The 24831-nt window shown below is 57.9% G+C and carries 35 protein-coding genes; all 35 read right to left on the reverse strand.

The features are described 5' to 3' along the window. Window positions 1-5: 5 nt before the first annotated feature. A complete protein-coding gene (gene bfr, locus AC0MAZ_RS00995; RefSeq protein WP_050703558.1) occupies window positions 6-470 on the reverse strand; it encodes a bacterioferritin in 465 nt (154 codons plus the stop codon). Window positions 471-633: 163 nt separating this feature from the next. Continuing rightward, window positions 634-2073: a catalase gene (locus AC0MAZ_RS01000; protein WP_203650001.1), complete on the reverse strand. Its 1440-nt coding sequence runs from the start codon at window positions 2071-2073 to the stop codon at window positions 634-636. 170 nt (window positions 2074-2243) lie between these two features. Beyond that, on the reverse strand, window positions 2244-2630 hold the full coding sequence (gene rplQ, locus AC0MAZ_RS01005) for a 50S ribosomal protein L17 (protein ID WP_003255451.1): 387 nt from the start codon (window positions 2628-2630) through the stop codon (window positions 2244-2246). Between the two features lie 42 nt (window positions 2631-2672). Next, the gene (locus tag AC0MAZ_RS01010; RefSeq protein ID WP_003255452.1) at window positions 2673-3674 is read right to left on the reverse strand and encodes a DNA-directed RNA polymerase subunit alpha; all 1002 of its coding nucleotides are present in this window, start codon (window positions 3672-3674) and stop codon (window positions 2673-2675) included. Window positions 3675-3696: 22 nt separating this feature from the next. Next, on the reverse strand, window positions 3697-4317 hold the full coding sequence (gene rpsD, locus AC0MAZ_RS01015; protein ID WP_023629185.1) for a 30S ribosomal protein S4: 621 nt from the start codon (window positions 4315-4317) through the stop codon (window positions 3697-3699). Between the two features lie 15 nt (window positions 4318-4332). After that, window positions 4333-4722, reverse strand: a complete 390-nt coding sequence (gene rpsK / locus AC0MAZ_RS01020; RefSeq protein WP_003255454.1) for a 30S ribosomal protein S11 — start codon at window positions 4720-4722, stop codon at window positions 4333-4335. A gap of 18 nt (window positions 4723-4740) precedes the next feature. Then, window positions 4741-5097 (reverse strand): 30S ribosomal protein S13, encoded by a 357-nt coding sequence (gene rpsM, locus AC0MAZ_RS01025; protein ID WP_003255457.1) that lies wholly within the window; start codon window positions 5095-5097, stop codon window positions 4741-4743. A 131-nt stretch (window positions 5098-5228) separates the two neighbouring features. Further along, entirely contained in the window at window positions 5229-5345 is a 117-nt protein-coding gene (gene rpmJ / locus AC0MAZ_RS01030) for a 50S ribosomal protein L36 (protein WP_002555468.1), read from the reverse strand. Window positions 5346-5375: 30 nt separating this feature from the next. After that, entirely contained in the window at window positions 5376-6707 is a 1332-nt protein-coding gene (secY, locus tag AC0MAZ_RS01035) for a preprotein translocase subunit SecY (protein ID WP_003255459.1), read from the reverse strand. Then, window positions 6708-7142 carry a 50S ribosomal protein L15 gene (gene rplO, locus AC0MAZ_RS01040; protein ID WP_011531896.1) on the reverse strand — a complete coding sequence of 145 codons (435 nt, stop codon included), beginning with the start codon at window positions 7140-7142 and terminating at the stop codon, window positions 6708-6710. Between the two features lie 3 nt (window positions 7143-7145). Beyond that, the gene (gene rpmD / locus AC0MAZ_RS01045; protein ID WP_011531895.1) at window positions 7146-7322 is read right to left on the reverse strand and encodes a 50S ribosomal protein L30; all 177 of its coding nucleotides are present in this window, start codon (window positions 7320-7322) and stop codon (window positions 7146-7148) included. 2 nt (window positions 7323-7324) lie between these two features. Further along, complete coding sequence (rpsE, locus tag AC0MAZ_RS01050; RefSeq protein WP_011531894.1) at window positions 7325-7825, reverse strand: 30S ribosomal protein S5; 501 nt, start codon at window positions 7823-7825, stop codon at window positions 7325-7327. A 3-nt stretch (window positions 7826-7828) separates the two neighbouring features. After that, window positions 7829-8179 (reverse strand): 50S ribosomal protein L18, encoded by a 351-nt coding sequence (gene rplR / locus AC0MAZ_RS01055; RefSeq protein WP_023629183.1) that lies wholly within the window; start codon window positions 8177-8179, stop codon window positions 7829-7831. 10 nt (window positions 8180-8189) lie between these two features. Then, a complete protein-coding gene (rplF, locus tag AC0MAZ_RS01060; RefSeq protein WP_110739044.1) occupies window positions 8190-8723 on the reverse strand; it encodes a 50S ribosomal protein L6 in 534 nt (177 codons plus the stop codon). Between the two features lie 12 nt (window positions 8724-8735). After that, a complete protein-coding gene (gene rpsH, locus AC0MAZ_RS01065) occupies window positions 8736-9128 on the reverse strand; it encodes a 30S ribosomal protein S8 (protein ID WP_028690236.1) in 393 nt (130 codons plus the stop codon). A gap of 209 nt (window positions 9129-9337) precedes the next feature. Then, window positions 9338-9643: a 30S ribosomal protein S14 gene (rpsN, locus tag AC0MAZ_RS01070; RefSeq protein ID WP_011531890.1), complete on the reverse strand. Its 306-nt coding sequence runs from the start codon at window positions 9641-9643 to the stop codon at window positions 9338-9340. Between the two features lie 13 nt (window positions 9644-9656). Next, window positions 9657-10196, reverse strand: coding sequence for a 50S ribosomal protein L5 (rplE, locus tag AC0MAZ_RS01075; RefSeq protein ID WP_003255474.1), 540 nt, complete (start codon window positions 10194-10196; stop codon window positions 9657-9659). A 20-nt stretch (window positions 10197-10216) separates the two neighbouring features. Continuing rightward, the gene (rplX, locus tag AC0MAZ_RS01080) at window positions 10217-10531 is read right to left on the reverse strand and encodes a 50S ribosomal protein L24 (protein ID WP_003255476.1); all 315 of its coding nucleotides are present in this window, start codon (window positions 10529-10531) and stop codon (window positions 10217-10219) included. An 11-nt stretch (window positions 10532-10542) separates the two neighbouring features. Further along, the gene (gene rplN / locus AC0MAZ_RS01085; protein WP_008089810.1) at window positions 10543-10911 is read right to left on the reverse strand and encodes a 50S ribosomal protein L14; all 369 of its coding nucleotides are present in this window, start codon (window positions 10909-10911) and stop codon (window positions 10543-10545) included. A gap of 23 nt (window positions 10912-10934) precedes the next feature. Then, complete coding sequence (gene rpsQ, locus AC0MAZ_RS01090) at window positions 10935-11201, reverse strand: 30S ribosomal protein S17 (protein ID WP_008089812.1); 267 nt, start codon at window positions 11199-11201, stop codon at window positions 10935-10937. 2 nt (window positions 11202-11203) lie between these two features. Next, window positions 11204-11395: a 50S ribosomal protein L29 gene (gene rpmC / locus AC0MAZ_RS01095; protein ID WP_002555481.1), complete on the reverse strand. Its 192-nt coding sequence runs from the start codon at window positions 11393-11395 to the stop codon at window positions 11204-11206. Continuing rightward, on the reverse strand, window positions 11395-11808 hold the full coding sequence (gene rplP / locus AC0MAZ_RS01100; protein WP_009397508.1) for a 50S ribosomal protein L16: 414 nt from the start codon (window positions 11806-11808) through the stop codon (window positions 11395-11397). Before rplP ends, rpmC begins: the two co-directional genes overlap by 1 nt. A 12-nt stretch (window positions 11809-11820) precedes the next feature. Then, window positions 11821-12507, reverse strand: a complete 687-nt coding sequence (gene rpsC / locus AC0MAZ_RS01105) for a 30S ribosomal protein S3 (RefSeq protein ID WP_003255481.1) — start codon at window positions 12505-12507, stop codon at window positions 11821-11823. 13 nt (window positions 12508-12520) lie between these two features. Then, the gene (rplV, locus tag AC0MAZ_RS01110; RefSeq protein ID WP_003103908.1) at window positions 12521-12853 is read right to left on the reverse strand and encodes a 50S ribosomal protein L22; all 333 of its coding nucleotides are present in this window, start codon (window positions 12851-12853) and stop codon (window positions 12521-12523) included. A gap of 11 nt (window positions 12854-12864) precedes the next feature. Next, window positions 12865-13140 carry a 30S ribosomal protein S19 gene (rpsS, locus tag AC0MAZ_RS01115; RefSeq protein WP_003255482.1) on the reverse strand — a complete coding sequence of 92 codons (276 nt, stop codon included), beginning with the start codon at window positions 13138-13140 and terminating at the stop codon, window positions 12865-12867. A gap of 16 nt (window positions 13141-13156) precedes the next feature. Beyond that, complete coding sequence (gene rplB / locus AC0MAZ_RS01120) at window positions 13157-13981, reverse strand: 50S ribosomal protein L2 (protein WP_027915105.1); 825 nt, start codon at window positions 13979-13981, stop codon at window positions 13157-13159. A 14-nt stretch (window positions 13982-13995) separates the two neighbouring features. Then, entirely contained in the window at window positions 13996-14295 is a 300-nt protein-coding gene (rplW, locus tag AC0MAZ_RS01125) for a 50S ribosomal protein L23 (RefSeq protein ID WP_003255484.1), read from the reverse strand. Continuing rightward, window positions 14292-14894: a 50S ribosomal protein L4 gene (rplD, locus tag AC0MAZ_RS01130; protein WP_003255485.1), complete on the reverse strand. Its 603-nt coding sequence runs from the start codon at window positions 14892-14894 to the stop codon at window positions 14292-14294. Before rplD ends, rplW begins: the two co-directional genes overlap by 4 nt. 12 nt (window positions 14895-14906) lie before the next feature. Continuing rightward, the gene (gene rplC, locus AC0MAZ_RS01135; RefSeq protein WP_011531887.1) at window positions 14907-15542 is read right to left on the reverse strand and encodes a 50S ribosomal protein L3; all 636 of its coding nucleotides are present in this window, start codon (window positions 15540-15542) and stop codon (window positions 14907-14909) included. Window positions 15543-15622: 80 nt separating this feature from the next. Beyond that, window positions 15623-15934 (reverse strand): 30S ribosomal protein S10, encoded by a 312-nt coding sequence (gene rpsJ, locus AC0MAZ_RS01140; RefSeq protein ID WP_003186070.1) that lies wholly within the window; start codon window positions 15932-15934, stop codon window positions 15623-15625. A 141-nt stretch (window positions 15935-16075) separates the two neighbouring features. Continuing rightward, a complete protein-coding gene (gene tuf / locus AC0MAZ_RS01145) occupies window positions 16076-17269 on the reverse strand; it encodes an elongation factor Tu (protein ID WP_003255489.1) in 1194 nt (397 codons plus the stop codon). A 27-nt stretch (window positions 17270-17296) separates the two neighbouring features. Then, complete coding sequence (gene fusA / locus AC0MAZ_RS01150) at window positions 17297-19441, reverse strand: elongation factor G (protein WP_232857405.1); 2145 nt, start codon at window positions 19439-19441, stop codon at window positions 17297-17299. A 30-nt stretch (window positions 19442-19471) separates the two neighbouring features. Further along, a complete protein-coding gene (gene rpsG, locus AC0MAZ_RS01155; RefSeq protein WP_003246741.1) occupies window positions 19472-19942 on the reverse strand; it encodes a 30S ribosomal protein S7 in 471 nt (156 codons plus the stop codon). A 106-nt stretch (window positions 19943-20048) separates the two neighbouring features. Continuing rightward, window positions 20049-20420: a 30S ribosomal protein S12 gene (rpsL, locus tag AC0MAZ_RS01160; protein ID WP_003255492.1), complete on the reverse strand. Its 372-nt coding sequence runs from the start codon at window positions 20418-20420 to the stop codon at window positions 20049-20051. A 211-nt stretch (window positions 20421-20631) separates the two neighbouring features. Further along, window positions 20632-24831 carry a DNA-directed RNA polymerase subunit beta' gene (rpoC, locus tag AC0MAZ_RS01165; protein ID WP_475859872.1) on the reverse strand — a complete coding sequence of 1400 codons (4200 nt, stop codon included), beginning with the start codon at window positions 24829-24831 and terminating at the stop codon, window positions 20632-20634.

Consider the following 24831-nt stretch of genomic DNA (forward strand, 5'->3'; position numbering starts at 1 on the left):
AGCTTTTACATCTGCGACTGCAGGTAGTTCTCCAGGCCAATGGCCTTGATCAGCCCCTGCTGCTTCTCCAGCCAGTAGGTGTGATCTTCTTCAGTATCGGCCAGCTGCGCACGCAGGATATCGCGGCTGATGTAGTCCTTGTGCAGCTCGCACAGCTCGATGCCCTTGCACAGCGCGGCGCGGACCTTGTACTCGAGCTTCAGATCGGCCTCGATCATTTCCGGCACGGTGCTGCCAACGTGCAGGTCATCGGCGCGCATGTCCGGGGTGCCTTCGAGCATGAGGATACGGCGCATCAGGGCATCGGCGTGCTGCGTCTCTTCTTCCATCTCGTGGTTGATACGCTCGTAGAGCTTGCCCAAGCCCCAATCTTCGTACATCCGCGAGTGAATGAAGTACTGATCGCGTGCTGCCAGTTCGCCCTTCAGCAACGTGACGAGGTAGTTGATTACGTCCGGGTGACCTTGCATCGCCCTGATTCTCCCTGTGAATACGTCTATGGGACATAGTGTGAACCAGGTTTTGTTCGCGGTCACTGAAAAACGCGCAATTAGAAGCAAATAATCGGCTAAACAGTAGTGATATTCATTGAAAAACCGCCCAAACGAGGGCGGTTCTTGTTATCACTTCGACTTAGGCGAGGTTCACGCCCAAGGCCTTGGCGATGCCTTCTCCGTAGGCAGGATCTGCCTTGAAGAAGTACTGCAGTTGACGCTGGACGACATCCTCGCTGACGCCAGCCATGGTGCCGGCGATGTTGCCGATCAACAGCGCCTTCTGCTCATCGCTCATCAGGCGGAACAGCGCGCCGGCATGGCTGTAGTAGTCGTTGTCTTCGCGGTGGTCGTAGCGGTCCGCCGAACCGTTCAGGGCCAATGCCGGTTCTGCATGGCGCGGCGACTGCTTCGGCGCGTCCGCGTAGCTGTTGGGCTCGTAGTTCGGAGCACTGCCGTAGGCGCCGGTGGCCATGGAGCCATCGCGCTGGTAGCTGTGCACCGGGCAGCGTGGTGCATTGACCGGCAAGTGCTGGTGGTTGGTGCCTACGCGGTAGCGGTGAGCATCGGCATAGGCGAACACCCGGCCCTGCAGCATGCGGTCCGGCGACAGGCCGACCCCGGGCACCATGTTGCTGGGCCCGAACGCCGCCTGCTCGACTTCGGCGAAGTAGTTGAGCGGGTTGCGGTTGAGCTCCAGCACGCCGACCTCGATTAACGGGTAGTCCTTCTGCGACCAGGTCTTGGTCACGTCGAAGGGGTTCTCGTCACGGCTGGCGGCCTCGGCTTCGCTCATCACCTGGATGCACACGCTCCAACGCGGGAAGTCGCCACGCTCGATGGCCTGGAACAGGTCGCGCTGGGCGTAGTCCGGGTCGCTGCCCGCCAGGCGGGCGGCCTCGGCCGGCGCCAGGTTCTTGATACCTTGCTGGGTCTTGAAGTGCCACTTGACCCAGGTGCGCTCACCCTTGGCGTTGATCAGGCTGTAGGTGTGGCTGCCGAAACCGTGCATGTGACGGTAGCCGTCCGGGATGCCTCGATCAGAGAACAGGATGGTGACCTGGTGCAGCGCCTCGGGCGAATGCGACCAGAAGTCCCACATCATCTGCGCGTTCTTCAGGTTGCTCTGCGGGTGACGCTTCTGGGTGTGGATGAAGTCGGGGAACTTCAGCGGATCACGGATGAAGAACACCGGGGTGTTGTTGCCGACGATGTCCCAGTTGCCTTCCTCGGTGTAGAACTTCACCGCGAAACCTCGCGGGTCGCGTTCGGTGTCCGCCGAGCCGCGTTCGCCGCCCACGGTGGAGAAGCGCAGGAACGTCTCGGTCTGCTTGCCGATGCTGTCGAACAGCTTGGCACTGGTGAGTTCAGTGATATCGCGGGTGACAGTGAAGGTACCGTAGGCGCCGGAGCCCTTGGCGTGCACGCGACGCTCAGGGATGTTCTCGCGGTTGAAGTGGGCGAGCTTCTCGACCAGGTGGAAATCGTCGAGCAGCAGCGGGCCACGGGGGCCTGCGGAACGGGAATTCTGGTTGTCGGCTACGGGCGCGCCGCTTGCGGTGGTGAGAATCTTGCTCATGGGCTCTCCTGATCGGTCTTGAACTGCCGGCTAATCGGCTTGGAGAGAGTATTGTCGACCCATGTTACAAGAACAAATTCATTACCTGACTTACATCAATAGAAAATAACAATTTATAAGGCAACAAAAAACCGGGCCTAGGCCCGGTTCTTTGCAGCAGACAGAACGTCTTACTCGGCAGCTTCTACAGCACCACCGACCGGACGATCAACCAGCTCGACGTACGCCATAGGCGCGTTGTCGCCAGCGCGGAAACCGCACTTCAGGATGCGCAGGTAGCCGCCCTGACGGGTGGCGTAACGCTTGCCCAGGTCGTTGAACAGTTTGCCAACGGCGGACTTCGAACGGGTACGGTCGAAGGCCAGACGACGGTTGGCAACGCTGTCTTCCTTGGCCAGGGTGATCAGCGGCTCGGCAACGCGGCGCAGTTCCTTGGCTTTCGGCAGGGTGGTTTTGATCAGCTCGTGCTCGATCAGCGACACTGCCATGTTCTGGAACATAGCCTTGCGGTGAGAGCTGGTACGGCTCAGGTGACGTCCACTTTTACGATGACGCATGATTCATTCCTTACCAAACACTACGTTCGGTGATTACGACGATCAGGCAGTCGCCTTGTCGTCTTTCTTAAGACTTGCAGGCGGCCAGTTGTCGAGGCGCATGCCGAGGGAAAGACCACGGGAGGCCAGGACGTCCTTGATTTCAGTCAGGGACTTCTTGCCCAGGTTAGGAGTCTTCAACAGCTCTACTTCGGTACGCTGAATCAGGTCGCCGATGTAGTAGATGTTCTCCGCCTTGAGGCAGTTGGCCGAACGTACGGTCAGTTCCAGGTCGTCAACCGGGCGCAGCAGGATCGGATCGATCTCGTCTTCCTGCTCAACCACAACTGGCTCGCTGTCACCTTTGAGGTCGACGAACGCGGCCAGCTGCTGTTGCAGGATGGTCGCGGCACGACGGATAGCCTCTTCAGGATCCAGGGTACCGTTGGTTTCCAGATCGATGACCAGCTTGTCCAGGTTGGTACGCTGTTCAACACGGGCGTTCTCGACCACGTAGGCGATACGACGCACCGGGCTGAACGAAGCGTCCAGCTGGAGACGGCCAATGCTGCGGCTTTCGTCTTCGTCGGTCTGACGGGAGTCGGCCGGCTCGTAACCGCGACCACGAGCTACGGTGAGCTTCATGTTCAGGGCGCCGTTGGACGCCAGGTTCGCGATTACGTGATCGGGGTTGACGATCTCGACATCGTGATCCAGCTGAATATCGGCAGCGGTAACCACCCCCGAACCCTTTTTCGACAAGGTCAGCGTAACTTCGTCACGACCGTGCAGTTTGATAGCCAGGCCTTTCAGGTTCAACAGGATTTCAATGACGTCTTCCTGAACACCTTCGATCGCGGAGTACTCGTGGAGTACGCCGTCGATCTCGGCCTCGACTACTGCACAGCCAGGCATGGAGGACAACAGGATGCGGCGCAGCGCGTTGCCCAGGGTATGGCCGAAGCCACGCTCGAGAGGCTCGAGCGTGATCTTGGCGCGGGTTGGACTGACAACCTGCACGTCGATGTGACGGGGTGTCAGAAACTCATTTACCGAAATCTGCATGGATGCACCTATTTTCTAGCCCTTACTTGGAGTAGAGCTCGACAATCAGGTTTTCGTTGATGTCGGCGGACAGGTCGCTGCGAGCAGGAACGTTCTTGAAAACGCCCGACTTTTTAGCAGCATCCACGTCTACCCACTCAACGCGGCCACGCTGGGCGCACAGTTCAAGGGCTTGAACAATGCGCAGCTGGTTCAGCGACTTCTCGCGAACCGAGACCACGTCACCCGGACGAACTTGGTAGGATGGAATGTTCACAGTCTTACCGTTGACGCTGATCGCTTTGTGCGAAACCAGCTGACGCGACTCGGAACGAGTCGAGCCGAAGCCCATACGGTAGACGACGTTATCCAGACGGCACTCGAGCAGTTGCAGCAGGTTCTCACCGGTTGCGCCTTTTTTCGAGGCTGCAGCCTGGTAGTAACCGCGGAACTGACGCTCCAGAACACCGTAGATACGACGGACTTTTTGTTTCTCGCGCAGCTGGGTACCGTAGTCGGACTGACGGCCACGGCGCTGGCCGTGGATACCTGGGGCTGCTTCGATGTTGCACTTCGATTCCAGAGCGCGAACGCCGCTCTTCAGGAACAGGTCAGTGCCTTCACGGCGAGACAGTTTGCATTTTGGACCAATGTAACGTGCCATTTATCTGTCTCCTGATTACACGCGACGCTTCTTCGGCGGACGGCACCCGTTATGCGGGATTGGCGTCACGTCGGTGATGCTGGCGATCTTGTAGCCGCAGCTGTTCAGTGCACGAACGGCGGATTCACGACCTGGACCTGGACCCTTGACGTTGACGTCGAGGTTCTTCAGACCATATTCCAGCGCAGCTTGACCAGCACGCTCAGCAGCGATCTGGGCTGCGAACGGGGTGGATTTGCGCGAACCACGGAAACCCGAACCACCGGAAGTAGCCCAGGACAGTGCGTTGCCCTGACGGTCGGTGATGGTCACGATGGTGTTGTTGAAAGACGCATGGATGTGGGCGATGCCATCAACCACTGTCTTTTTGACTTTTTTACGAGGACGAGCAGCAGGTTTTGCCATGTCTATATTCCTGGGCGATTACTTGCGGATCGGCTTACGCGGGCCCTTACGGGTGCGTGCGTTGGTCTTGGTGCGCTGACCGCGAACCGGCAGACCTTTACGATGACGCAGGCCGCGGTAGCAACCCAGGTCCATCAAGCGCTTGATCTTCATGTTGATGTCACGACGCAGGTCACCTTCGGTGGTGAACTTCGCAACTTCGCCACGCAGGGTTTCGATTTGCTCGTCGCTCAGATCCTTGATCTTTGCGGCTGGATTCACACCAGCGTCCGCACAGATTTTCTGCGCGGTAGTGCGACCGACACCATAGATGTAGGTCAGCGAGATAACAGTATGCTTGTTATCTGGAATGTTGACGCCTGCAATACGGGCCATTCAGTGGGACTCCAATTGACAGCTACCTACGCCCCGGAAGCCAAGAAATAGGGCGCGAGATAATATCGCTGTAGAAACGAATAATCAACCCAGCAGCACACTAGCTGCTGGGTTTGAAGCGCGGATCACACTCAGCCTTGGCGCTGCTTGTGACGCGGTTCCGCGCTGCAGATCACGCGCACGACGCCTTCGCGTCGAATGATCTTGCAGTTGCGGCACAGCTTTTTCACCGATGCACGAACTTTCATTACCGACTCCTCGAACCTTAGGGGGCTAAATCAGCGCAGCAGACCGCTGCCGCCGTAGCCTTTCAGGTTGGCTTTCTTCATCAGGGATTCGTACTGGTGCGAAACGAGGTGCGATTGTACTTGGGACATGAAGTCCATCACAACCACTACCACAATCAGCAACGAGGTCCCGCCAAGGTAGAACGGCACGTTTGCTGCCACCACCAGGAACTGGGGCAGAAGGCAGACGGCCATCATGTAAAGAGCACCGAACATGGTCAGACGGGTCAGGACGCCATCAATGTAGCGCGCCGACTGCTCACCAGGACGGATGCCCGGAATAAAGGCACCGGACTTCTTCAGGTTTTCCGCTACGTCTTTCGGGTTGAACATCAACGCTGTGTAGAAGAAGCAGAAGAAAATGATCCCTGCACTAAACAGCAAAATGTTCAACGGCTGACCAGGAGCGATCGACTGCGAGATGTCCTGCAGCCAGCCCATACCTTCGGACTGACCGAACCAGGCACCCAGCGAAGCCGGGAACAGCAAGATGCTGCTCGCGAAAATGGCCGGAATTACGCCCGCCATGTTCACCTTCAGCGGCAGGTGGCTGGTCTGCGCAGCGAAGACCTTGCGGCCCTGCTGACGCTTGGCGTAGTGAACGGCGATACGACGCTGACCACGCTCAATGAACACCACGAAACCGATAATCGCTACTGCCAGCAAACCGATTGCGACCAGGGCGAAGATGTTGATATCGCCTGTGCGTGCAGACTCGAAAGACTGCCCGATTGCTCTCGGAAGACCGGCAACGATACCCGCGAAGATCAACATCGAGATACCGTTGCCCACACCGCGCTCGGTAATCTGCTCGCCGAGCCACATCATGAACATCGCGCCCGCCACGAAGGTGGAGACAGCGACGACATGGAAGCCCAGGCCCGCAGAAAACGCCACGCCCTGGTTGGCCAGGCCAATGGACATGCCAATGGCTTGAACCAGCGCCAGGATAACGGTGCCGTAGCGGGTGTACTGGCTGATCTTGCGACGGCCAGCTTCACCTTCCTTCTTCAACTGCTCCAGTTGCGGGCTGACAGCGGTCATGAGCTGCATGATGATCGATGCCGAGATGTACGGCATGATCCCCAGTGCAAAGATGCTCATGCGCTCCAGCGCGCCACCGGAAAACATGTTGAACAAGCTAAGAATGGTCCCCTCATTCTGCCGGAACAGATCCGCGAGACGGTCCGGGTTAATGCCTGGCACTGGGATGTGCGCGCCAATCCGATAGACGATGATCGCCATGAACAGAAAACGCAGACGAGCCCAGAGTTCCGACATCCCGCCCTTACCGAGCGAAGAGAGAGCACCTTGCTTAGCCATTTATTCCTCGAACTTGCCGCCAGCTGCTTCGATAGCCGCACGTGCACCTTTGGTGACGGCGATACCCTTGAGGGTGACTGCGCGAGTGACTTCGCCCGACAGCATGATTTTCACGCGCTGTACGTGCTGGCCGATCACGTTGGCGTCCTTGAGGGACTGAACGGTGATCAGATCGCCTTCCACCTTGGCCAGCTCGGACAGACGCACTTCTGCGCGGTCCATGGCTTTCAGGGAAACGAAGCCGAACTTCGGCAGGCGACGGTGCAGCGGCTGTTGACCGCCTTCGAAGCCTGGAGCGATGGAGCCACCGGAACGGGAGGTCTGACCCTTGTGGCCACGGCCACCGGTCTTACCCAGACCGCTACCGATACCACGGCCCGGACGGTGCTTCTCGCGACGGGAACCCGGCGCTGGACTCAGATCATTGAGTTTCATCGATTAACCCTCGACCTTCAGCATGTAGTAGGCCTTGTTGATCATCCCGCGGTTTTCGGGAGTATCCTGGACTTCTACAGTGTGACCGATGCGACGCAGACCCAGACCCTTGACGCACAGCTTGTGGTTAGGGATACGGCCCGAGACGCTCTTGATCAGCGTTACTTTTACGGTTGCCATGATCAGAAGATCTCCTCGACAGTCTTGCCGCGCTTGGCAGCAATGGACTCAGGGGATTGCATGGCTTTCAGACCCTTGAAGGTGGCGTGAACCACGTTCACCGGGTTGGTCGAACCGTAGCACTTGGCCAGGACGTTCTGAACGCCAGCAACTTCCAGGACGGCACGCATTGCGCCACCGGCGATGATACCGGTACCTTCCGAGGCAGGCTGCATGTAGACCTTCGAGGCGCCGTGGGCGGCCTTGGTGGCGTACTGCAGGGTGGTGCCCTTCAGGTCAACCTGAATCATGTTGCGACGAGCAGCTTCCATGGCTTTCTGGATCGCGGCAGGTACTTCGCGCGATTTGCCACGGCCAAAGCCAACACGACCCTTGCCATCACCTACCACGGTCAGCGCGGTGAAGGTGAAGATACGGCCGCCTTTAACGGTTTTGGCTACGCGGTTAACTTGAACCAGCTTCTCGATGTAGCCTTCGTCGCGCTTTTGATCGTTATTTGCCATAACTTAGAACTCCAGCCCGCCTTCACGAGCAGCATCAGCCAGCGCCTTGACGCGGCCGTGGTACTTGAAGCCGGAACGGTCAAAGGCAACTTGAGATACACCGGCGGCTTTCGCACGCTCAGCTACCAGCTTGCCAACCTTAGTGGCCGCGTCGATGTTGCCGGTGGCGCCATCACGCAGTTCTTTGTCCAAGGTCGAGGCGCTTGCCAGAACCTTGCTGCCGTCGGCCGAGATGACCTGGGCATAGATGTGCTGCGAGGAGCGGAACACGCACAGACGCACGGCTTCGAGCTCGTGCATTTTCAGGCGTGCTTTGCGAGCGCGACGCAGTCGAATAACTTTTTTGTCGGTCATTTGCTAGGCCCTACTTCTTCTTGGCTTCTTTACGACGGACTACTTCATCCGCGTAACGCACACCCTTGCCCTTGTAAGGCTCTGGCGGACGGAAACCGCGGACTTCAGCGGCCACCTGACCCACCAGCTGCTTGTCGATACCCTTGATCAGGATGTCGGTCTGGCTTGGGGTTTCAGCGGTGATACCGGCTGGCAGTTCGTAATCCACTGGGTGCGAGAAGCCCAGAGCCAGGTTCAGGACGGTGCCTTTAGCCTGAGCCTTGTAACCAACACCGACCAGCTGGAGCTTGCGCTCGAAGCCTTGGCTTACGCCTTGGACCATGTTGTTCACCAGGGCGCGGGTAGTACCGGCCATGGCGCGAGCTTGCTGGTCACCGTTGCGAGCAACGAAACGCAGCTCACCAGCTTCTTCGGTAACTTCAACAGACGAGTGAACGTTCAGTTCGAGAGTGCCCTTGGCACCCTTCACCGAAAGCTGCTGGCCGGCGAATTTGACTTCGACGCCTGCTGGCAGCTTAACGGGGTTCTTAGCGACGCGAGACATGCCTATCTCCCCTTAGAACACTGTGCACAGAACTTCGCCGCCGACACCGGCAGCGCGCGCAGCGCGGTCAGTCATCACACCTTTGTTGGTGGAGACGATAGACACGCCCAGGCCGCCACGTACTTTCGGCAGCTCGGTAACGGCCTTGTACTGGCGCAGGCCAGGACGGCTGGTACGCTTCAGCTCTTCGATGACCGGACGGCCTTCGAAGTACTTCAGCTCGATCGACAGGGAAGGCTTGGCTTCGCCGGTCACTTCGTAGCTGGCGATGTAGCCTTCGTCTTTCAGTACTTTGGCAACCGCGACCTTCAGGGTGGAAGAAGGCATGCTTACGACAGACTTTTCAGCCATCTGGGCATTACGGATGCGAGTTAGCATGTCCGCTAACGGGTCCTGCATACTCATGGGCTAGATGCTCCTGATACAAGAATTATTAGCCTTGCGGCTATCACAACCACCCGAGCAGGCAGGGCAAAAAACCCAGGCTCAGGTGAGCCGGTCATTCTAGACACAAGGCAGAAACGAAACAAGCCCCATATAGGGGCTTGTTTCGTTGCGAGGTCACCGACGGTCGGAAGATTGCTCCCCTCGCGCCGGCGTCACGCCAACCGGGATTACCAGCTGGCCTTGACCAGACCTGGCACGTCACCGCGCATGGCGGCTTCGCGCAGCTTGTTACGGCCCAGGCCGAACTTACGGTATACACCGTGCGGACGACCGGTCAGGCGGCAACGGTTACGCAGGCGCGAGGCGCTGGCGTCACGTGGTTGCTTCTGCAGAGCGACAACGGCAGCGAAACGCTCTTCTGGAGAGGCGTTCAGGTTGACGATGGTCGCTTTCAGCTCAGCGCGCTTTTTAGCGAACTTGGCTACCGTGAGCTGACGCTTCAGCTCGCGGTTTTTCATGCTCTTCTTGGCCATTTTCCTACTCCAATCAGTTGCGGAACGGGAACTTGAAAGCACGCAGCAGAGCGCGGCCTTCGTCGTCCGAACGAGCAGTGGTGGTCAGGGTGATGTCCAAACCGCGCAGAGCATCGATCTTGTCGTAGTCGATTTCCGGGAAGATGATCTGCTCTTTCACGCCCATGCTGTAGTTGCCACGGCCATCGAAGGACTTGGCATTCAGGCCGCGGAAGTCGCGAACCCGAGGCAGGGAGATCGCCAGCAGGCGGTCCAGGAATTCGTACATCTTGTCGCTACGCAGGGTCACCTTGACGCCGATCGGCCAGCCCTCACGGACTTTGAAGCCCGCGATGGATTTACGAGCGAAAGTCACGACCGGCTTTTGACCGGTGATCTTTTCCAGGTCGGCAACAGCGTGCTCGATGACTTTCTTGTCGCCGATCGCTTCGCCCAGACCCATGTTCAGGGTGATTTTGGTAACGCGCGGAACTTCCATCACGTTCGACAGCTTAAGTTCTTCCTTAAGCTTAGGAGCGATTTCGTTCCGGTAAATCTCTTTCAGTCGTGCCATGGTCTTCTACCTAGCAGTGTTCAAGCATCAACCGCTTTTTGGGTCGACTTGAAGACACGAATTTTCTTACCGTCTTCTACTTTGAAACCAACGCGGTCAGCCTTGTTGGTTTCGCCGTTGAAGATGGCAACGTTGGAAGCGTGCAGAGGCGCTTCTTTCTCGACGATACCGCCCTGGACGCCCGCCATCGGGTTAGGCTTGGTATGACGCTTGACCAGGTTCACACCACCGATGACCAGGCGGTCATCAGCCAGAACCTTCAGCACCTTACCGCGCTTACCTTTGTCTTTGCCGGCGATCACGATGATCTCGTCGTCACGACGAATCTTTTGCATGTCGGATCTCCTTAGAGCACTTCTGGGGCGAGCGAGACGATCTTCATGAACTTCTCGGTACGAAGTTCACGGGTCACTGGCCCGAAGATGCGAGTGCCGATCGGCTCTTGCTTGGTGTTCAGCAGAACAGCAGCGTTGCCGTCGAAACGAATGATGGAACCGTCAGCGCGACGTACACCGTGACGGGTACGGACGACAACAGCGGTCATCACCTGGCCTTTTTTGACCTTGCCGCGCGGAATTGCTTCCTTGACGGTTACTTTGATGATGTCACCGATGCCGGCGTAACGACGGTGGGAACCGCCGAGCACCTTGATGCACATGACGCGACGAGCGCCGCTGTTATCGGCCACATCGAGCATGGATTGAGTCTGAATCATAAAATTTCTCCGACCCCTAGCCCTTAGACTTCAACAGCGCGTTCGAGGACTTCAACCAGTGCCCAGGACTTGGTCTTGGCCAGCGGACGGGTTTCACGGATGGAAACCTTGTCGCCGATCTTGCACTGGTTGGATTCGTCGTGCGCGTGCAGCTTAGTCGAACGCTTAACGTATTTACCGTAGATCGGGTGCTTTACGCGACGCTCGATCAGAACGGTGATGGTCTTGTCCATTTTGTCGCTGACGACACGGCCAGTCAGCGTACGGACGGTTTTTTCAGCTTCAGCCATGATCACTTACCTGCCTGCTGGTTGAGCACAGTTTTCACGCGAGCGATGTCACGCTTAACTTGCGAGAGCAGGTGCGACTGCCCCAACTGGCCAGTTGCTTTCTGCATGCGCAGATTGAACTGGTCGCGCAGCAAGCCGAGCAGTTGCTCATTCAGTTGCTGTGCGGATTTTTCACGAAGTTCATTCGCTTTCATCACATCACCGTCCGCTTAACAAAGGAGGTGGCGAGAGGCAGCTTTGCAGCGGCCAGGGCGAAAGCTTCGCGCGCCAGCTCTTCAGAAACACCCTCGATTTCGTACAGGACTTTGCCTGGCTGAATCTGGGCAACCCAGTATTCCACGGAACCTTTACCTTTACCCATACGAACCTCGAGAGGCTTCTTGGTAACCGGCTTGTCCGGGAAGACACGGATCCAGATCTTGCCGCCACGTTTTACGTGACGGGTCAGGGCACGACGTGCCGACTCGATCTGGCGGGCGGTGAGGCGACCGCGAGCAACAGCTTTCAGAGCGAACTCGCCGAAGCTGACCTTGCTACCGCGCAGTGCCAGACCACGGTTGTGGCCGGTCATCTGCTTGCGGAATTTTGTACGCTTTGGTTGCAACATTTGGCGTACCCCTTACTTAGCAGCTTTTTTACGAGGCGCTGGTGCTTGAGGCTTCAGCTCTTCCTGGCGACCACCAATTACTTCGCCTTTGAAGATCCAAACCTTCACACCGATCACACCGTAGGTGGTGTGAGCTTCGTAGGTGTTGTAGTCGATATCGGCACGCAGGGTGTGCAGAGGCACACGACCTTCGCGATACCACTCGGTACGTGCGATCTCGGCACCGCCGAGACGACCGCTCACCTGGATCTTGATGCCCTTGGCACCAATACGCATGGCGTTCTGCACGGCGCGCTTCATGGCGCGACGGAACATAACGCGGCGCTCCAGCTGCTGGGCAACGCTCTGAGCAACCAGCATGGCGTCGAGTTCCGGCTTGCGGATCTCTTCGATGTTGATGTGCACAGGCACACCCATCTGCTTGGTCAGGTCCTGACGCAGTTTCTCAACATCTTCACCTTTCTTGCCGATAACGATACCGGGACGAGCGGTGTGGATGGTGATGCGTGCAGTTTGAGCCGGGCGATGAATATCGATACGGCTTACGGACGCGCTTTTTAGTTTGTCTTGGAGGTACTCACGCGTTTTCAGATCCTTCAACAGGTAATCTGCGTAAGTAGCGCCGTCTGCATACCAGACGGAGGTGTGCTCCTTGACGATTCCCAGGCGAATGCCAGTGGGATGTACTTTCTGACCCATCTGATCGACTCCGTTACTTGTCCGCAACCTTGACAGTGATATGGCAAGACCGCTTGACGATGCGATCAGCACGGCCTTTGGCACGTGGCATGATGCGCTTCAGCGAACGCCCTTCGTTGACGAAGACGGTGGAGACCTTCAGGTCATCAACGTCTGCGCCTTCGTTGTGTTCGGCGTTGGCAACGGCCGACTCGAGGACTTTCTTCATGATTTCAGCGGCTTTTTTGCTGCTGAAGGCCAACAGGTTGAGCGCTTCGCCCACCTTCTTCCCGCGGATCTGGTCGGCGACCAAGCGGGCTTTCTGGGCGGAGATGCGAGCGCCCGACAACTTAGCGGCTACTTCCATTTCCTTACCCCTTAACGCTTGGCTTTCTTGTCAGCCACGTGCCCGCGGTAGGTGCGGGTACCGGCGAACTCGCCCAGTTTGTGGCCGACCATGTCTTCGTTCACGAGAACTGGGACATGTTGACGACCGTTGTGTACGGCGATGGTCAGACCGACCATTTGTGGCAGGATCATCGAACGACGCGACCAGGTTTTAACTGGCTTGCGATCATTCTTCTCCACCGCCACTTCGACCTTCTTCAGCAGGTGAAGATCGATAAAAGGACCTTTTTTCAGAGAACGTGGCACTGTCGTATCCCTCTAGTTACTTGCGACGACGGACGATCATGTTGTCGGTACGCTTATTACCACGGGTTTTAGCACCCTTGGTTGGGAAGCCCCATGGCGATACCGGATGACGACCACCGGAGGTACGACCTTCACCACCACCATGCGGGTGGTCAACCGGGTTCATGGCAACACCACGAACGGTTGGGCGAACGCCGCGCCAGCGTTTGGCACCAGCTTTACCCAGCGAACGCAGGCTGTGCTCGGAGTTCGAGACTTCGCCCAGGGTCGCACGGCACTCAGCCAGTACTTTACGCATTTCGCCAGAGCGAAGACGCAGAGTCACGTAGACGCCTTCACGCGCGATCAGCTGAGCGGAAGCACCAGCGGAACGAGCGATCTGAGCACCTTTACCCGGCTTCAGTTCGATGCCGTGAATGGTGCTACCTACTGGGATGTTGCGCAGTTGCAGGGAGTTACCGGCCTTGATTGGGGCCAGGGCACCTGCGATCAGCTGGTCGCCAGCACTCACGCCTTTAGGGGCGATGATGTAGCGACGCTCGCCGTCTGCGTAGCACAGCAGGGCGATGTGAGCAGTACGGTTCGGATCGTATTCGATACGCTCGACAGTGGCTGGAATGCCATCTTTATCGTTGCGACGGAAGTCGACCAGACGGTAATGCTGCTTATGACCACCACCAACGTGACGAGTGGTGATGCGGCCATTGTTGTTACGACCACCAGACTTCGATTTTTTCTCGAGCAGCGGTGCGTGAGGAGCGCCTTTGTGCAGCTCCTTGTTGACCACCTTGACCACAAAACGGCGGCCAGGGGAAGTCGGTTTGCATTTAACGATTGCCATGATGCACCCCTTCCTTACTCAGCACTGCTGCTGAAATCGAGATCTTGGCCTGGCTGAAGGGAGACGATCGCCTTCTTCCAGTCATTACGCTTGCCCAGACCACGTGCGGTACGCTTGGTTTTACCCAGAACGTTGACAGTCGACACGTTTTCAACTTTTACGTTGAACAGGCCTTCGACAGCTTTCTTGATTTCCAGCTTGGTCGCATCGGTAGCAACCTTGAATACGAACTGGCCTTTTTTCTCAGCCAGAACGGTAGCCTTCTCGGAAACGTGCGGGCCAAGGAGGACTTTGAATACGCGTTCCTGGTTCATCCCAGCAGCTCCTCGAATTTCTTCACGGCCGAGACAGTGATCAACACTTTCTCGTATGCGATCAGACTGACCGGGTCGGAACCTTGAACGTCACGTACGTCGACGTGCGGCAGGTTGCGAGCAGCCAGGTACAGGTTCTGATCAACAGCGTCGGAAACGATCAGAACGTCGCTCAGACCCATGCCGTTCAGCTTGTTCAGCAGATCCTTGGTTTTCGGTGCTTCGACAGCGAAGTCCTGAACCACGACCAGACGGTCGCTACGCACCAGCTCAGCGAGGATGGAGCGCAGGGCTGCGCGGTACATCTTCTTGTTGAGCTTCTGCGAGTGATCTTGAGGACGAGCTGCGAAGGTTACACCACCGCCACGCCAGATCGGACCACGGGTAGTACCGGCACGAGCACGGCCAGTACCTTTCTGACGCCATGGGCGCTTACCGCCACCGGCCACGTCAGAACGGGTCTTCTGCTGCTTGGTGCCCTGACGACCGCCAGCCATGTAGGCTACGACTGCCTGGTGAACCAGCGTCTCGTTGAATTCGCCACCGAAAGTCAGTTCGGAAACTTCGATCGCCTGAGCGTCATTTACATTAAGTTGCATGTCAGTTTCCCCTTACCCGCGAGCCTTGACAGCCGGACGCACGACCACGTCGCCGCCAGTAGCGCCTGGAACGGCACCCTTGATCAGCAGCAGGTTGCGTTCAGCGTCTACGCGTACTACTTCCAGGGACTGAACAGTCACGCGCTCGGCGCCCATGTGACCGGACATTTTCTTGCCCTTGAATACACGACCAGGAGTCTGGCACTGGCCGATGGAGCCAGGGACACGGTGCGATACGGAGTTACCGTGGGTGTTATCTTGACCACGGAAGTTCCAACGCTTAATGGTACCGGCGAAGCCTTTACCTTTGGACTGACCGGTTACGTCTACCAGCTGGCCTGCAGTGAAGAGTTCAGCTTTGATCAGATCGCCAGCCTGGAAATCGCCTTCTTCAAGACGGAACTCCCAGACACCGCGACCAGCGGCAACGTTGGCCTTGGCAAAGTGGCCTGCCTGAGCGGCGGTCACGCGCGAAGCACGACGCTCGCCGACAGTGACTTGCACTGCACGGTAGCCATCAGTTTCTTCGGTTTTGAACTGGGTGACGCGATTCGGCTCGATCTCAATGACCGTGACCGGAATGGAGACACCTTCTTCGGTGAAAATACGGGTCATACCCGCTTTTCGACCGACTACACCAATAGTCATGTTGTAAACCTCATGAGTGTACGGGGCTTTCACCCGCTATGGCCGCCCATTTCAGAGCGTTACACGACCAGACCGAAGTCTTAGCCGAGGCTGATCTGCACTTCCACGCCGGCCGCCAGATCAAGCTTCATCAGCGCGTCAACGGTTTTATCCGTTGGCTGGACGATGTCCAGAACACGCTTATGAGTGCGAATCTCGTACTGGTCACGCGCGTCTTTGTTGACGTGCGGGGAGACCAGAACGGTGAAACGCTCTTTGCGGGTAGGCAGTGGAATTGGACCACGCACTTGTGCACCAGTACGTTTCGCGGTTTCCACGATTTCCTGGGTGGATTGGTCGATCAGGCGATGGTCGAAAGCCTTCAACCTGATACGGATTTGCTGATTTTGCATTGGATTTCAGACTCCAGGCTGTTCCCAACGGACGCACTACGCCCGCTAAAAGGAGGCGTGATTCTATAGACGCCCCAATTTAGTGTCAACCCAATAAAAAAAACCCCCGCTGAGCGGGGGTTTTTTCAATCGGTCGAGTGATTACTCGATGATTTTGGCTACGACGCCGGCGCCGACGGTACGACCGCCTTCACGGATGGCGAAGCGCAGACCGTCTTCCATCGCGATGGTCTTGATCAGGGTGACAGTCATCTGGATGTTGTCACCTGGCATTACCATCTCAACGCCTTCCGGCAGTTCGCAGTTACCGGTCACGTCAGTGGTACGGAAGTAGAACTGAGGACGGTAGCCTTTGAAGAACGGAGTGTGACGGCCGCCTTCTTCCTTCGACAGGACGTAGACTTCTGCGGTGAACTTGGTGTGCGGCTTGACCGAACCTGGCTTGACCAGAACCTGGCCACGCTCAACGTCGTCACGCTTGGTACCACGCAGCAGAACGCCGCAGTTCTCGCCAGCACGACCTTCGTCCAGCAGCTTGCGGAACATCTCAACACCGGTGCAGGTGGTGGTGGTGGTGTCACGCAGACCAACGATTTCCAGCGGATCCTGAACGCGGACGATACCACGCTCGATACGACCGGTAACAACGGTACCACGACCCGAGATCGAGAATACGTCTTCGATCGGCATCAGGAACGGCTGGTCGATGGCACGAACTGGCTCAGGAATGTAGCTGTCCAGAGTCTCTACCAGCTTCTTGACAGCGGTAGTGCCCATTTCGTTGTCGTCTTTGCCTTCCAGGGCCATACGAGCGGAACCGATGATGATCGGAGTGTCGTCGCCTGGGAAGTCGTAGGTGGACAGCAGGTCGCGAACTTCCATCTCGACCAGTTCCAGCAGCTCGGCGTCGTCTACCAGGTCAGCCTTGTTCAGGAAGACCACGATGTACGGAACGCCAACCTGACGGGACAGCAGGATGTGCTCACGGGTTTGTGGCATCGGACCATCGGCGGCCGAGCAAACCAGGATCGCGCCGTCCATCTGGGCAGCACCGGTGATCATGTTCTTCACGTAGTCAGCGTGACCTGGGCAGTCAACGTGAGCGTAGTGACGAATGGTCGAGTTGTACTCAACGTGAGCGGTGTTGATGGTGATACCGCGTGCTTTTTCTTCCGGAGCCGAGTCGATCTTGTCGAACTCAACGATTGCCGAACCGAAAACTTCGGAGCAAACGCGAGTCAGAGCTGCGGTCAGAGTGGTCTTACCGTGGTCAACGTGGCCGATGGTGCCAACGTTAACGTGCGGAAGGGAACGATCAAATTTTTCTTTAGCCACGACAGTGAACCTCTTGCCTAAAGGGGATTAGCCTTGTTTTTTAACGAGTGCTTCGACGATGTTCGACGGAGCTTCGGCGTATTTGGAGAATTCCATGGAGTAGCTTGCGCGACCCTGAGACATGGAACGAACGTCGGTCGCATAACCGAACATCTCTCCGAGCGGAACTTCAGCACGGACGACGCGGCCGGAGACCGACTCATCCATACCCTGGACCAGACCACGACGACGGTTCAGGTCACCCATCACGTCACCCAGGTAGTCTTCCGGGGTTACAACTTCGACCTTCATGATCGGCTCGAGGACCACGCCACCGCCCTTCTGGGCCAGTTGCTTGGTTGCCATCGAAGCAGCGATCTTGAACGCCATTTCGTTGGAGTCGACGTCGTGGTACGAACCGTCGAATACCGCGGCCTTCAGGCCGATCAGAGGATAACCGGCAACAACGCCGTTTTTCATCTGTTCTTCGATACCCTTCTGGATCGGGGCAATGAATTCCTTAGGAATCACACCACCAACGACTTCGTTGGAGAACACCAGACCTTCGGTGATGTTGCCCTTGTCGTCCTGATCTGGCTCCGAGAAACGGATCCAGCAGTGACCGAACTGACCACGACCACCCGACTGACGGACGAACTTGCCTTCGATCTCGACGTTGGACTTGGTGATCTTCTCGCGGTACGAAACCTGAGGCTTGCCGATGTTGGCTTCGACGTTGAACTCGCGCTTCATGCGGTCAACGAGGATGTCCAGGTGCAGCTCACCCATGCCCGAGATGATGGTCTGGCCAGTCTCTTCGTCGGTCTTGACGCGGAACGACGGGTCTTCCTGGGCCAGCTTGCCCAGAGCGATACCCATCTTCTCCTGGTCAGCCTTGGTTTTCGGCTCGACGGAGAGCGAAATAACCGGCTCAGGGAAGTCCATACGCTCAAGGATGATTGGCTTGTCGATGTCGCACAGGGTTTCGCCGGTGGTCACATCTTTCATGCCGATCAGCGCCGCGATGTCGCCAGCGAGCACTTCCTTGATCTCTTCACGCTGGTTGGCGTGCATCTGCACCATACGACCAACGCGCTCTTTCTTGCCCTTGACCGAGTTGATCACGGAGTCACCGGACTTCAGAACACCCGAGTAGACGCGAACGAAGGTCAGAGTACCTACGAACGGGTCGGTCGCGATCTTGAAGGCCAGAGCCGAGAACGGCTCGTTGTCGTCTGCGTGACGCTCGTCTTTACGAACAGCCGGATCTTCTTTATCCAGGTCCTTGTCGTCCGGGTTGATACCCTGGATTGCAGGGATCTCGGTCGGAGCAGGCAGGAACTCGATAACGGCGTCGAGAACCAGGGGAACGCCCTTGTTCTTGAACGACGAACCGCAGACAGCCGGAACGATCTCGCTGGCCAGGGTGCGCGCGCGCAGGCCTGCCTTGATCTCTTCGACGGTCAGCTCACCTTCTTCAAGGTACTTGTTCATCAGCTCTTCGTTGGCTTCAGCAGCAGCCTCCACCATGTTCGCGCGCCACTCTTCGGCCAGCTCGAGCATGTCCGCAGGAATTTCTTCCTCGCGGTAGGTGGTGCCTTTGTCGTCGTCGTTCCAGTAGATAGCCTTCATCTTGATCAGGTCGACCTGACCCTGGAAGTTATCTTCCGAACCGATGGCCAGCTGAATCGGGACCGGGGTGTGACCCAGGCGATTCTTGATCTGACCAACAACACGCAGGAAGTTGGCACCGGCACGGTCCATCTTGTTCACGTAGACAACACGTGGAACGCCGTACTTGTTGGCCTGACGCCATACGGTTTCGGACTGCGGCTCAACGCCGGAGGTACCGCAGAACACAACGACCGCGCCGTCGAGTACACGCAGCGAACGCTCTACTTCAATGGTGAAGTCAACGTGGCCGGGGGTATCGATGACGTTTACGCGGTAGTTGTCGTACTGACCAACGGAACCTTTCCAGAAGGTGGTAACGGCAGCGGAGGTAATGGTGATACCGCGCTCCTGCTCCTGCACCATCCAGTCGGTGGTCGCGGCGCCGTCATGCACCTCGCCCATCTTGTGGCTCAGACCTGTGTAGAACAGGATCCGCTCGGTAGTGGTGGTCTTGCCCGCGTCAACGTGGGCACAGATACCAATGTTACGGTAGCGGTTAATTGCTGTAGTACGAGCCATAAAGCCCTCGCAAAATGATTGATGCTTGAATTAGAAGCGGTAGTGCGAGAACGCTTTGTTGGCTTCAGCCATACGGTGAACGTCTTCACGCTTCTTGACTGCAGCACCTTTGCCTTCAGCAGCATCCAGCAGCTCGCCAGCCAGGCGCAGAGCCATCGACTTCTCGCCGCGCTTGCGGGCGTAGTCTACGAGCCAGCGCATTGCCAGAGCGTTACGACGGGATGGACGAACTTCAACCGGGACCTGGTAAGTGGCACCGCCGACACGGCGGGACTTTACTTCGACCAGCGGAGCGATGGCGTCGAGAGCTTTCTCGAAGATTTCCAGGGGGTCGCTGTTCTTGCGTGCTTTGACGGTATCCAGGGCACCGTAAACGATGCGCTCGGCTACGGCCTTCTTGCCGCTTTCCATCACGTGGTTCATGAACTTGGCGAGGATCTGGGATCCGTACTTCGGATCGTCAAGGATCTCACGTTTTGCTGCTACACGACGTCTTGGCATGATAAGCCCTCAAACGGTCTTCAGGTTAGCCCGGGACGTGGGTCTTCGACCCCTGCCCGACCTTACTCTTATCGACTCAAAAAAATGGATGTCTGCAAACGGCCGATTACTTCGGACGCTTGGTACCGTACTTCGAACGACCCTGGTTACGGCCTTTGACGCCCGAAGTATCCAGAGAGCCGCGAACGGTGTGGTAACGAACACCTGGCAAGTCTTTTACACGGCCGCCACGGATCAGGACGACGCTGTGCTCTTGCAGGTTGTGGCCTTCACCGCCGATGTACGAGGAAACCTCGAAACCGTTGGTCAGACGCACACGGCATACTTTACGCAGTGCCGAGTTAGGTTTTTTCGGCGTGGTGGTGTACACACGGGTGCACACGCCACGACGCTGCGGGCAGTTCTGCAGCGCAGGAACGTCGGACTTCTCGACCGAACGCTTGCGCGGCTGACGTACCAGCTGGTTGATAGTTGCCATCTACTAGCTCCACTGATTGTCTTGCGACTCTATTGTCTTGCAAGAAAGCCAAAAATTGGCGAGACGGAGCCTCACCAAATTTAAGGGTACAAAAGTCTACGGAGGATCTTGCACCCAGTCAAGACGAGGCCCCGGCCCTCCTCGCCCGATCATCGGCAACAATTCATGTCACCGATGATCGCTCGAGGCCAGCCGGGGCCCTGCCCTGTACTTAGTTACCGCTGGAATTCAGCGCTTCGGTCAGTGCGGCTTCCACCTCACTGGCACTTACGCGCAGCGGTTTGTCGGCATCACGGCGACGCTTGCGCTCGCTGTGGTAGGCCAGACCAGTACCGGCCGGGATCAGACGACCCACGACCACGTTCTCTTTCAGGCCGCGCAGGTAATCGCGCTTGCCGGTTACCGCCGCTTCGGTCAGTACGCGGGTGGTTTCCTGGAAGGAAGCCGCCGAGATGAACGATTCGGTGGACAGCGAGGCCTTGGTGATACCCAGCAGCACGCGGGTGAACTTCGAGATGAACTTGTCCTCGCCGGCGAGACGCTCGTTCTCGACCAGTACGTGAGTCAGTTCCATCTGGTCGCCCTTGATGAAGCTGGAATCGCCCGACTCGGAGATCTCGACCTTGCGCAGCATCTGACGCAGGATGGTCTCGATGTGCTTGTCGTTGATCTTCACGCCTTGCAGACGGTAAACGTCCTGGATCTCGTTGACGATGTACTTCGCCAGCGCGCTCACACCCAGCAGACGCAGGATGTCGTGCGGATCGCTCGGACCGTCGGAGATGACTTCGCCGCGGTTGACCTGTTCGCCTTCGAAGACGTTCAGGTGGCGCCACTTCGGAATCAGCTCTTCGTACGGATCACTACCGTCGGTCGGAGTGATGACCAGACGACGCTTGCCCTTGGTCTCTTTACCGAACGCGATGGTGCCGCTGACTTCAGCCAGGATCGAAGCTTCCTTCGGACGGCGCGCTTCGAACAGGTCGGCAACGCGCGGCAGACCACCGGTGATGTCACGGGTCTTCGACGTTTCTTGCGGGATACGCGCGATAACGTCACCGACACCGATCTGGGCACCGTCAGCCACACCGACGAGGGCGTTGGCCGGCAGGAAGTACTGGGCAGGTACGTCGGTACCTGGCAGGTACAGGTCCTTGCCATTGGCGTCGACCATCTTGATTGCCGGACGGATTTCCTTGCCTGCGGCAGGGCGATCCTTGACGTCCAGGACCTCGATGTTGGTCAGGCCGGTCAGTTCGTCGGTCTGGCGCTTGATGGTGATGTTTTCTTCCATGCCCACGAAGGTCACGGTACCTTTCAGCTCGGTAACGATCGGGTGGGTGTGCGGGTCCCACTTGGCGACAATGGCGCCAGCTTCGACCTTCTCACCTTCCTTGACCGAAATCACCGCACCGTAAGGCAGCTTGTAGCGCTCGCGCTCACGGCCGAATTCGTCGGCAATGGCCAACTCACCCGAACGCGATACGGCAACCAGGTTGCCATCGGCACGCACGACCTGCTTGAGGTTGTGCAGACGCACCATGCCGCCATTCTTCACCTGGACGCTGTCGGCAGCCGAGGTACGGCTTGCAGCACCACCGATGTGGAACGTACGCATGGTCAGCTGGGTACCCGGCTCACCGATCGACTGCGCAGCGATAACGCCGACAGCTTCACCGATGTTCACCTGGTGGCCGCGAGCCAGGTCACGACCGTAGCACTTGGCGCAGATGCCGTAGCGGGTTTCGCAGTTGATCGGCGAACGCACGATCACTTCGTCGATGCTGTTCAGCTCGATGAACTCGACCCACTGCTCATCCACCAGGGTACCGGCAGGAACGATGACGTCCTCGGTGCCCGGCTTGAACACGTCACGGGCGATGACACGACCCAGTACGCGCTCACCCAGCGGCTCGACAACGTCGCCGCCTTCGATGTGCGGAGTCATCAGCAGGCCCTGGTCGGTGCCGCAGTCGATCTCGGTAACTACCAGATCCTGGGCAACGTCTACCAGACGGCGAGTCAGGTAACCGGAGTTAGCGGTCTTCAGTGCGGTATCCGCCAGACCCTTACGAGCACCGTGGGTCGAGATGAAGTACTGGAGTACGCTCAGACCTTCACGGAAGTTCGCAGTGATCGGCGTCTCGATGATCGAGCCGTCCGGCTTGGCCATCAGGCCACGCATACCGGCCAGCTGACGGATCTGCGCAGCCGAACCACGCGCACCGGAGTCGGCCATCATGTACATCGAGTTGAAGGACTCTTGCTCGACTTCCATGCCCTCGCGGTCGATGACCTTCTCTTTCGAGAGGTTGGCCATCATCGCCTTGGACACTTCGTCGTTCGCCTTGGACCACAAGTCGATGACCTTGTTGTACTTCTCGCCCTGGGTGACCAGGCCGGAGGCGTACTGGCTCTCGATTTCCTTCACTTCGTCGGTGGCGGTACCGATGATGCGGGCTTTTTCATCCGGGATAACGAAGTCGTTAACACCGATCGAAACGCCGGAAATGGTCGAGTAGGCAAAACCGGTGTACATCAGCTGGTCGGCGAAGATCACGGTCTCTTTCAGACCAACCACGCGGTAGCACTGGTTGATCAGCTTGGAGATCGCCTTCTTCTTCATCGACTGGTTGACCACGTCGAACGGCAGGCCGGCAGGCACAACCTGGAACAGCAGCGCACGGCCGACAGTGGTGTCGACGATACGGGTGTTCTTGGTGATGCTGCCATCACGATCTTTCACGGTCTCGTTGATACGGACCTTGATTTTCGCGTGCAGGGCGGCTTCGCCGGCGCGGAATACGCGGTCGACTTCCTGCAGGTCGGCGAACACGCGACCTTCGCCCTTGGCGTTGATGGCTTCGCGGGTCATGTAGTACAGACCCAGTACAACGTCCTGCGACGGAACGATGATTGGCTCACCGTTGGCTGGCGACAGGATGTTGTTGGTCGACATCATCAGCGCGCGCGCTTCGAGCTGGGCTTCCAGGGTCAGCGGCACGTGAACGGCCATCTGGTCACCGTCGAAGTCGGCGTTGTACGCGGCGCAGACCAGCGGGTGCAGCTGAATCGCCTTACCTTCGATGAGCACAGGCTCGAACGCCTGGATACCCAGACGGTGAAGGGTCGGTGCACGGTTGAGCAGTACGGGGTGTTCGCGAATCACTTCGGCGAGAACGTCCCACACCTCTGGCAGCTCGCGCTCGACCATTTTCTTGGCGGCCTTGATGGTGGTCGCCAGACCACGCATTTCCAGCTTGCCGAAAATGAACGGCTTGAACAGCTCGAGGGCCATTTTCTTCGGCAGACCGCACTGGTGCAGACGCAGGGTCGGACCTACGGTAATTACCGAACGGCCGGAGTAGTCCACGCGCTTGCCAAGCAAGTTCTGACGGAAGCGACCTTGCTTACCTTTGATCATGTCGGCCAGGGACTTCAGCGGACGCTTGTTCGAGCCAGTGATGGCGCGACCGCGACGGCCGTTGTCGAGCAGGGCGTCGACCGCTTCCTGCAGCATGCGCTTTTCGTTGCGCACGATGATGTCCGGCGCCGACAGATCGAGCAGGCGCTTCAGACGGTTGTTACGGTTGATCACCCGACGATACAGGTCGTTCAGGTCGGAGGTCGCGAAGCGGCCGCCATCCAGCGGCACCAGCGGACGCAGGTCCGGCGGCAGTACTGGCAGGACGGTCAGGACCATCCACTCAGGCAGGTTGCCCGAGCCCTGGAAAGCTTCCATCAGCTTCAGGCGCTTGGACAGCTTCTTGATCTTGGTTTCCGAGTTGGTCTGCGGAATCTCTTCGCGCAGGCGGCCGATCTCGTGCTCCAGGTCGATAGCGTGCAGCAGCTCGCGGACAGCCTCGGCACCCATACGGGCGTCGAAGTCGTCACCGAACTCTTCCAGCGCTTCGAAGTACTGCTCGTCGTTGAGCAGCTGACCCTTCTCGAGGGTGGTCATGCCCGGGTCGATTACGACGTAGCTCTCGAAGTAGAGCACGCGCTCGATGTCACGCAGGGTCATGTCCATCAGCAGGCCGATACGGGACGGCAGCGACTTCAGGAACCAGATGTGGGCAACTGGCGAAGCCAGTTCGATGTGCGCCATGCGCTCACGACGAACCTTGGCCAGGGCGACTTCGACGCCGCACTTCTCGCAGATCACACCACGGTGTTTCAGGCGCTTGTACTTACCGCACAGGCACTCGTAGTCCTTGACTGGGCCAAAGATCTTGGCGCAGAACAGGCCGTCACGCTCAGGCTTGAACGTACGGTAGTTGATGGTTTCCGGCTTCTTAACTTCACCGAACGACCACGAACGGATCATCTCAGGCGACGCCAGACCGATGCGGATGGCGTCGAACTCTTCGACTTGACCCTGGTTTTTCAGCAAATTCAGTAGGTCTTTCAA

The sequence above is a fragment of the Pseudomonas sp. A genome (genome assembly GCF_056270345.1).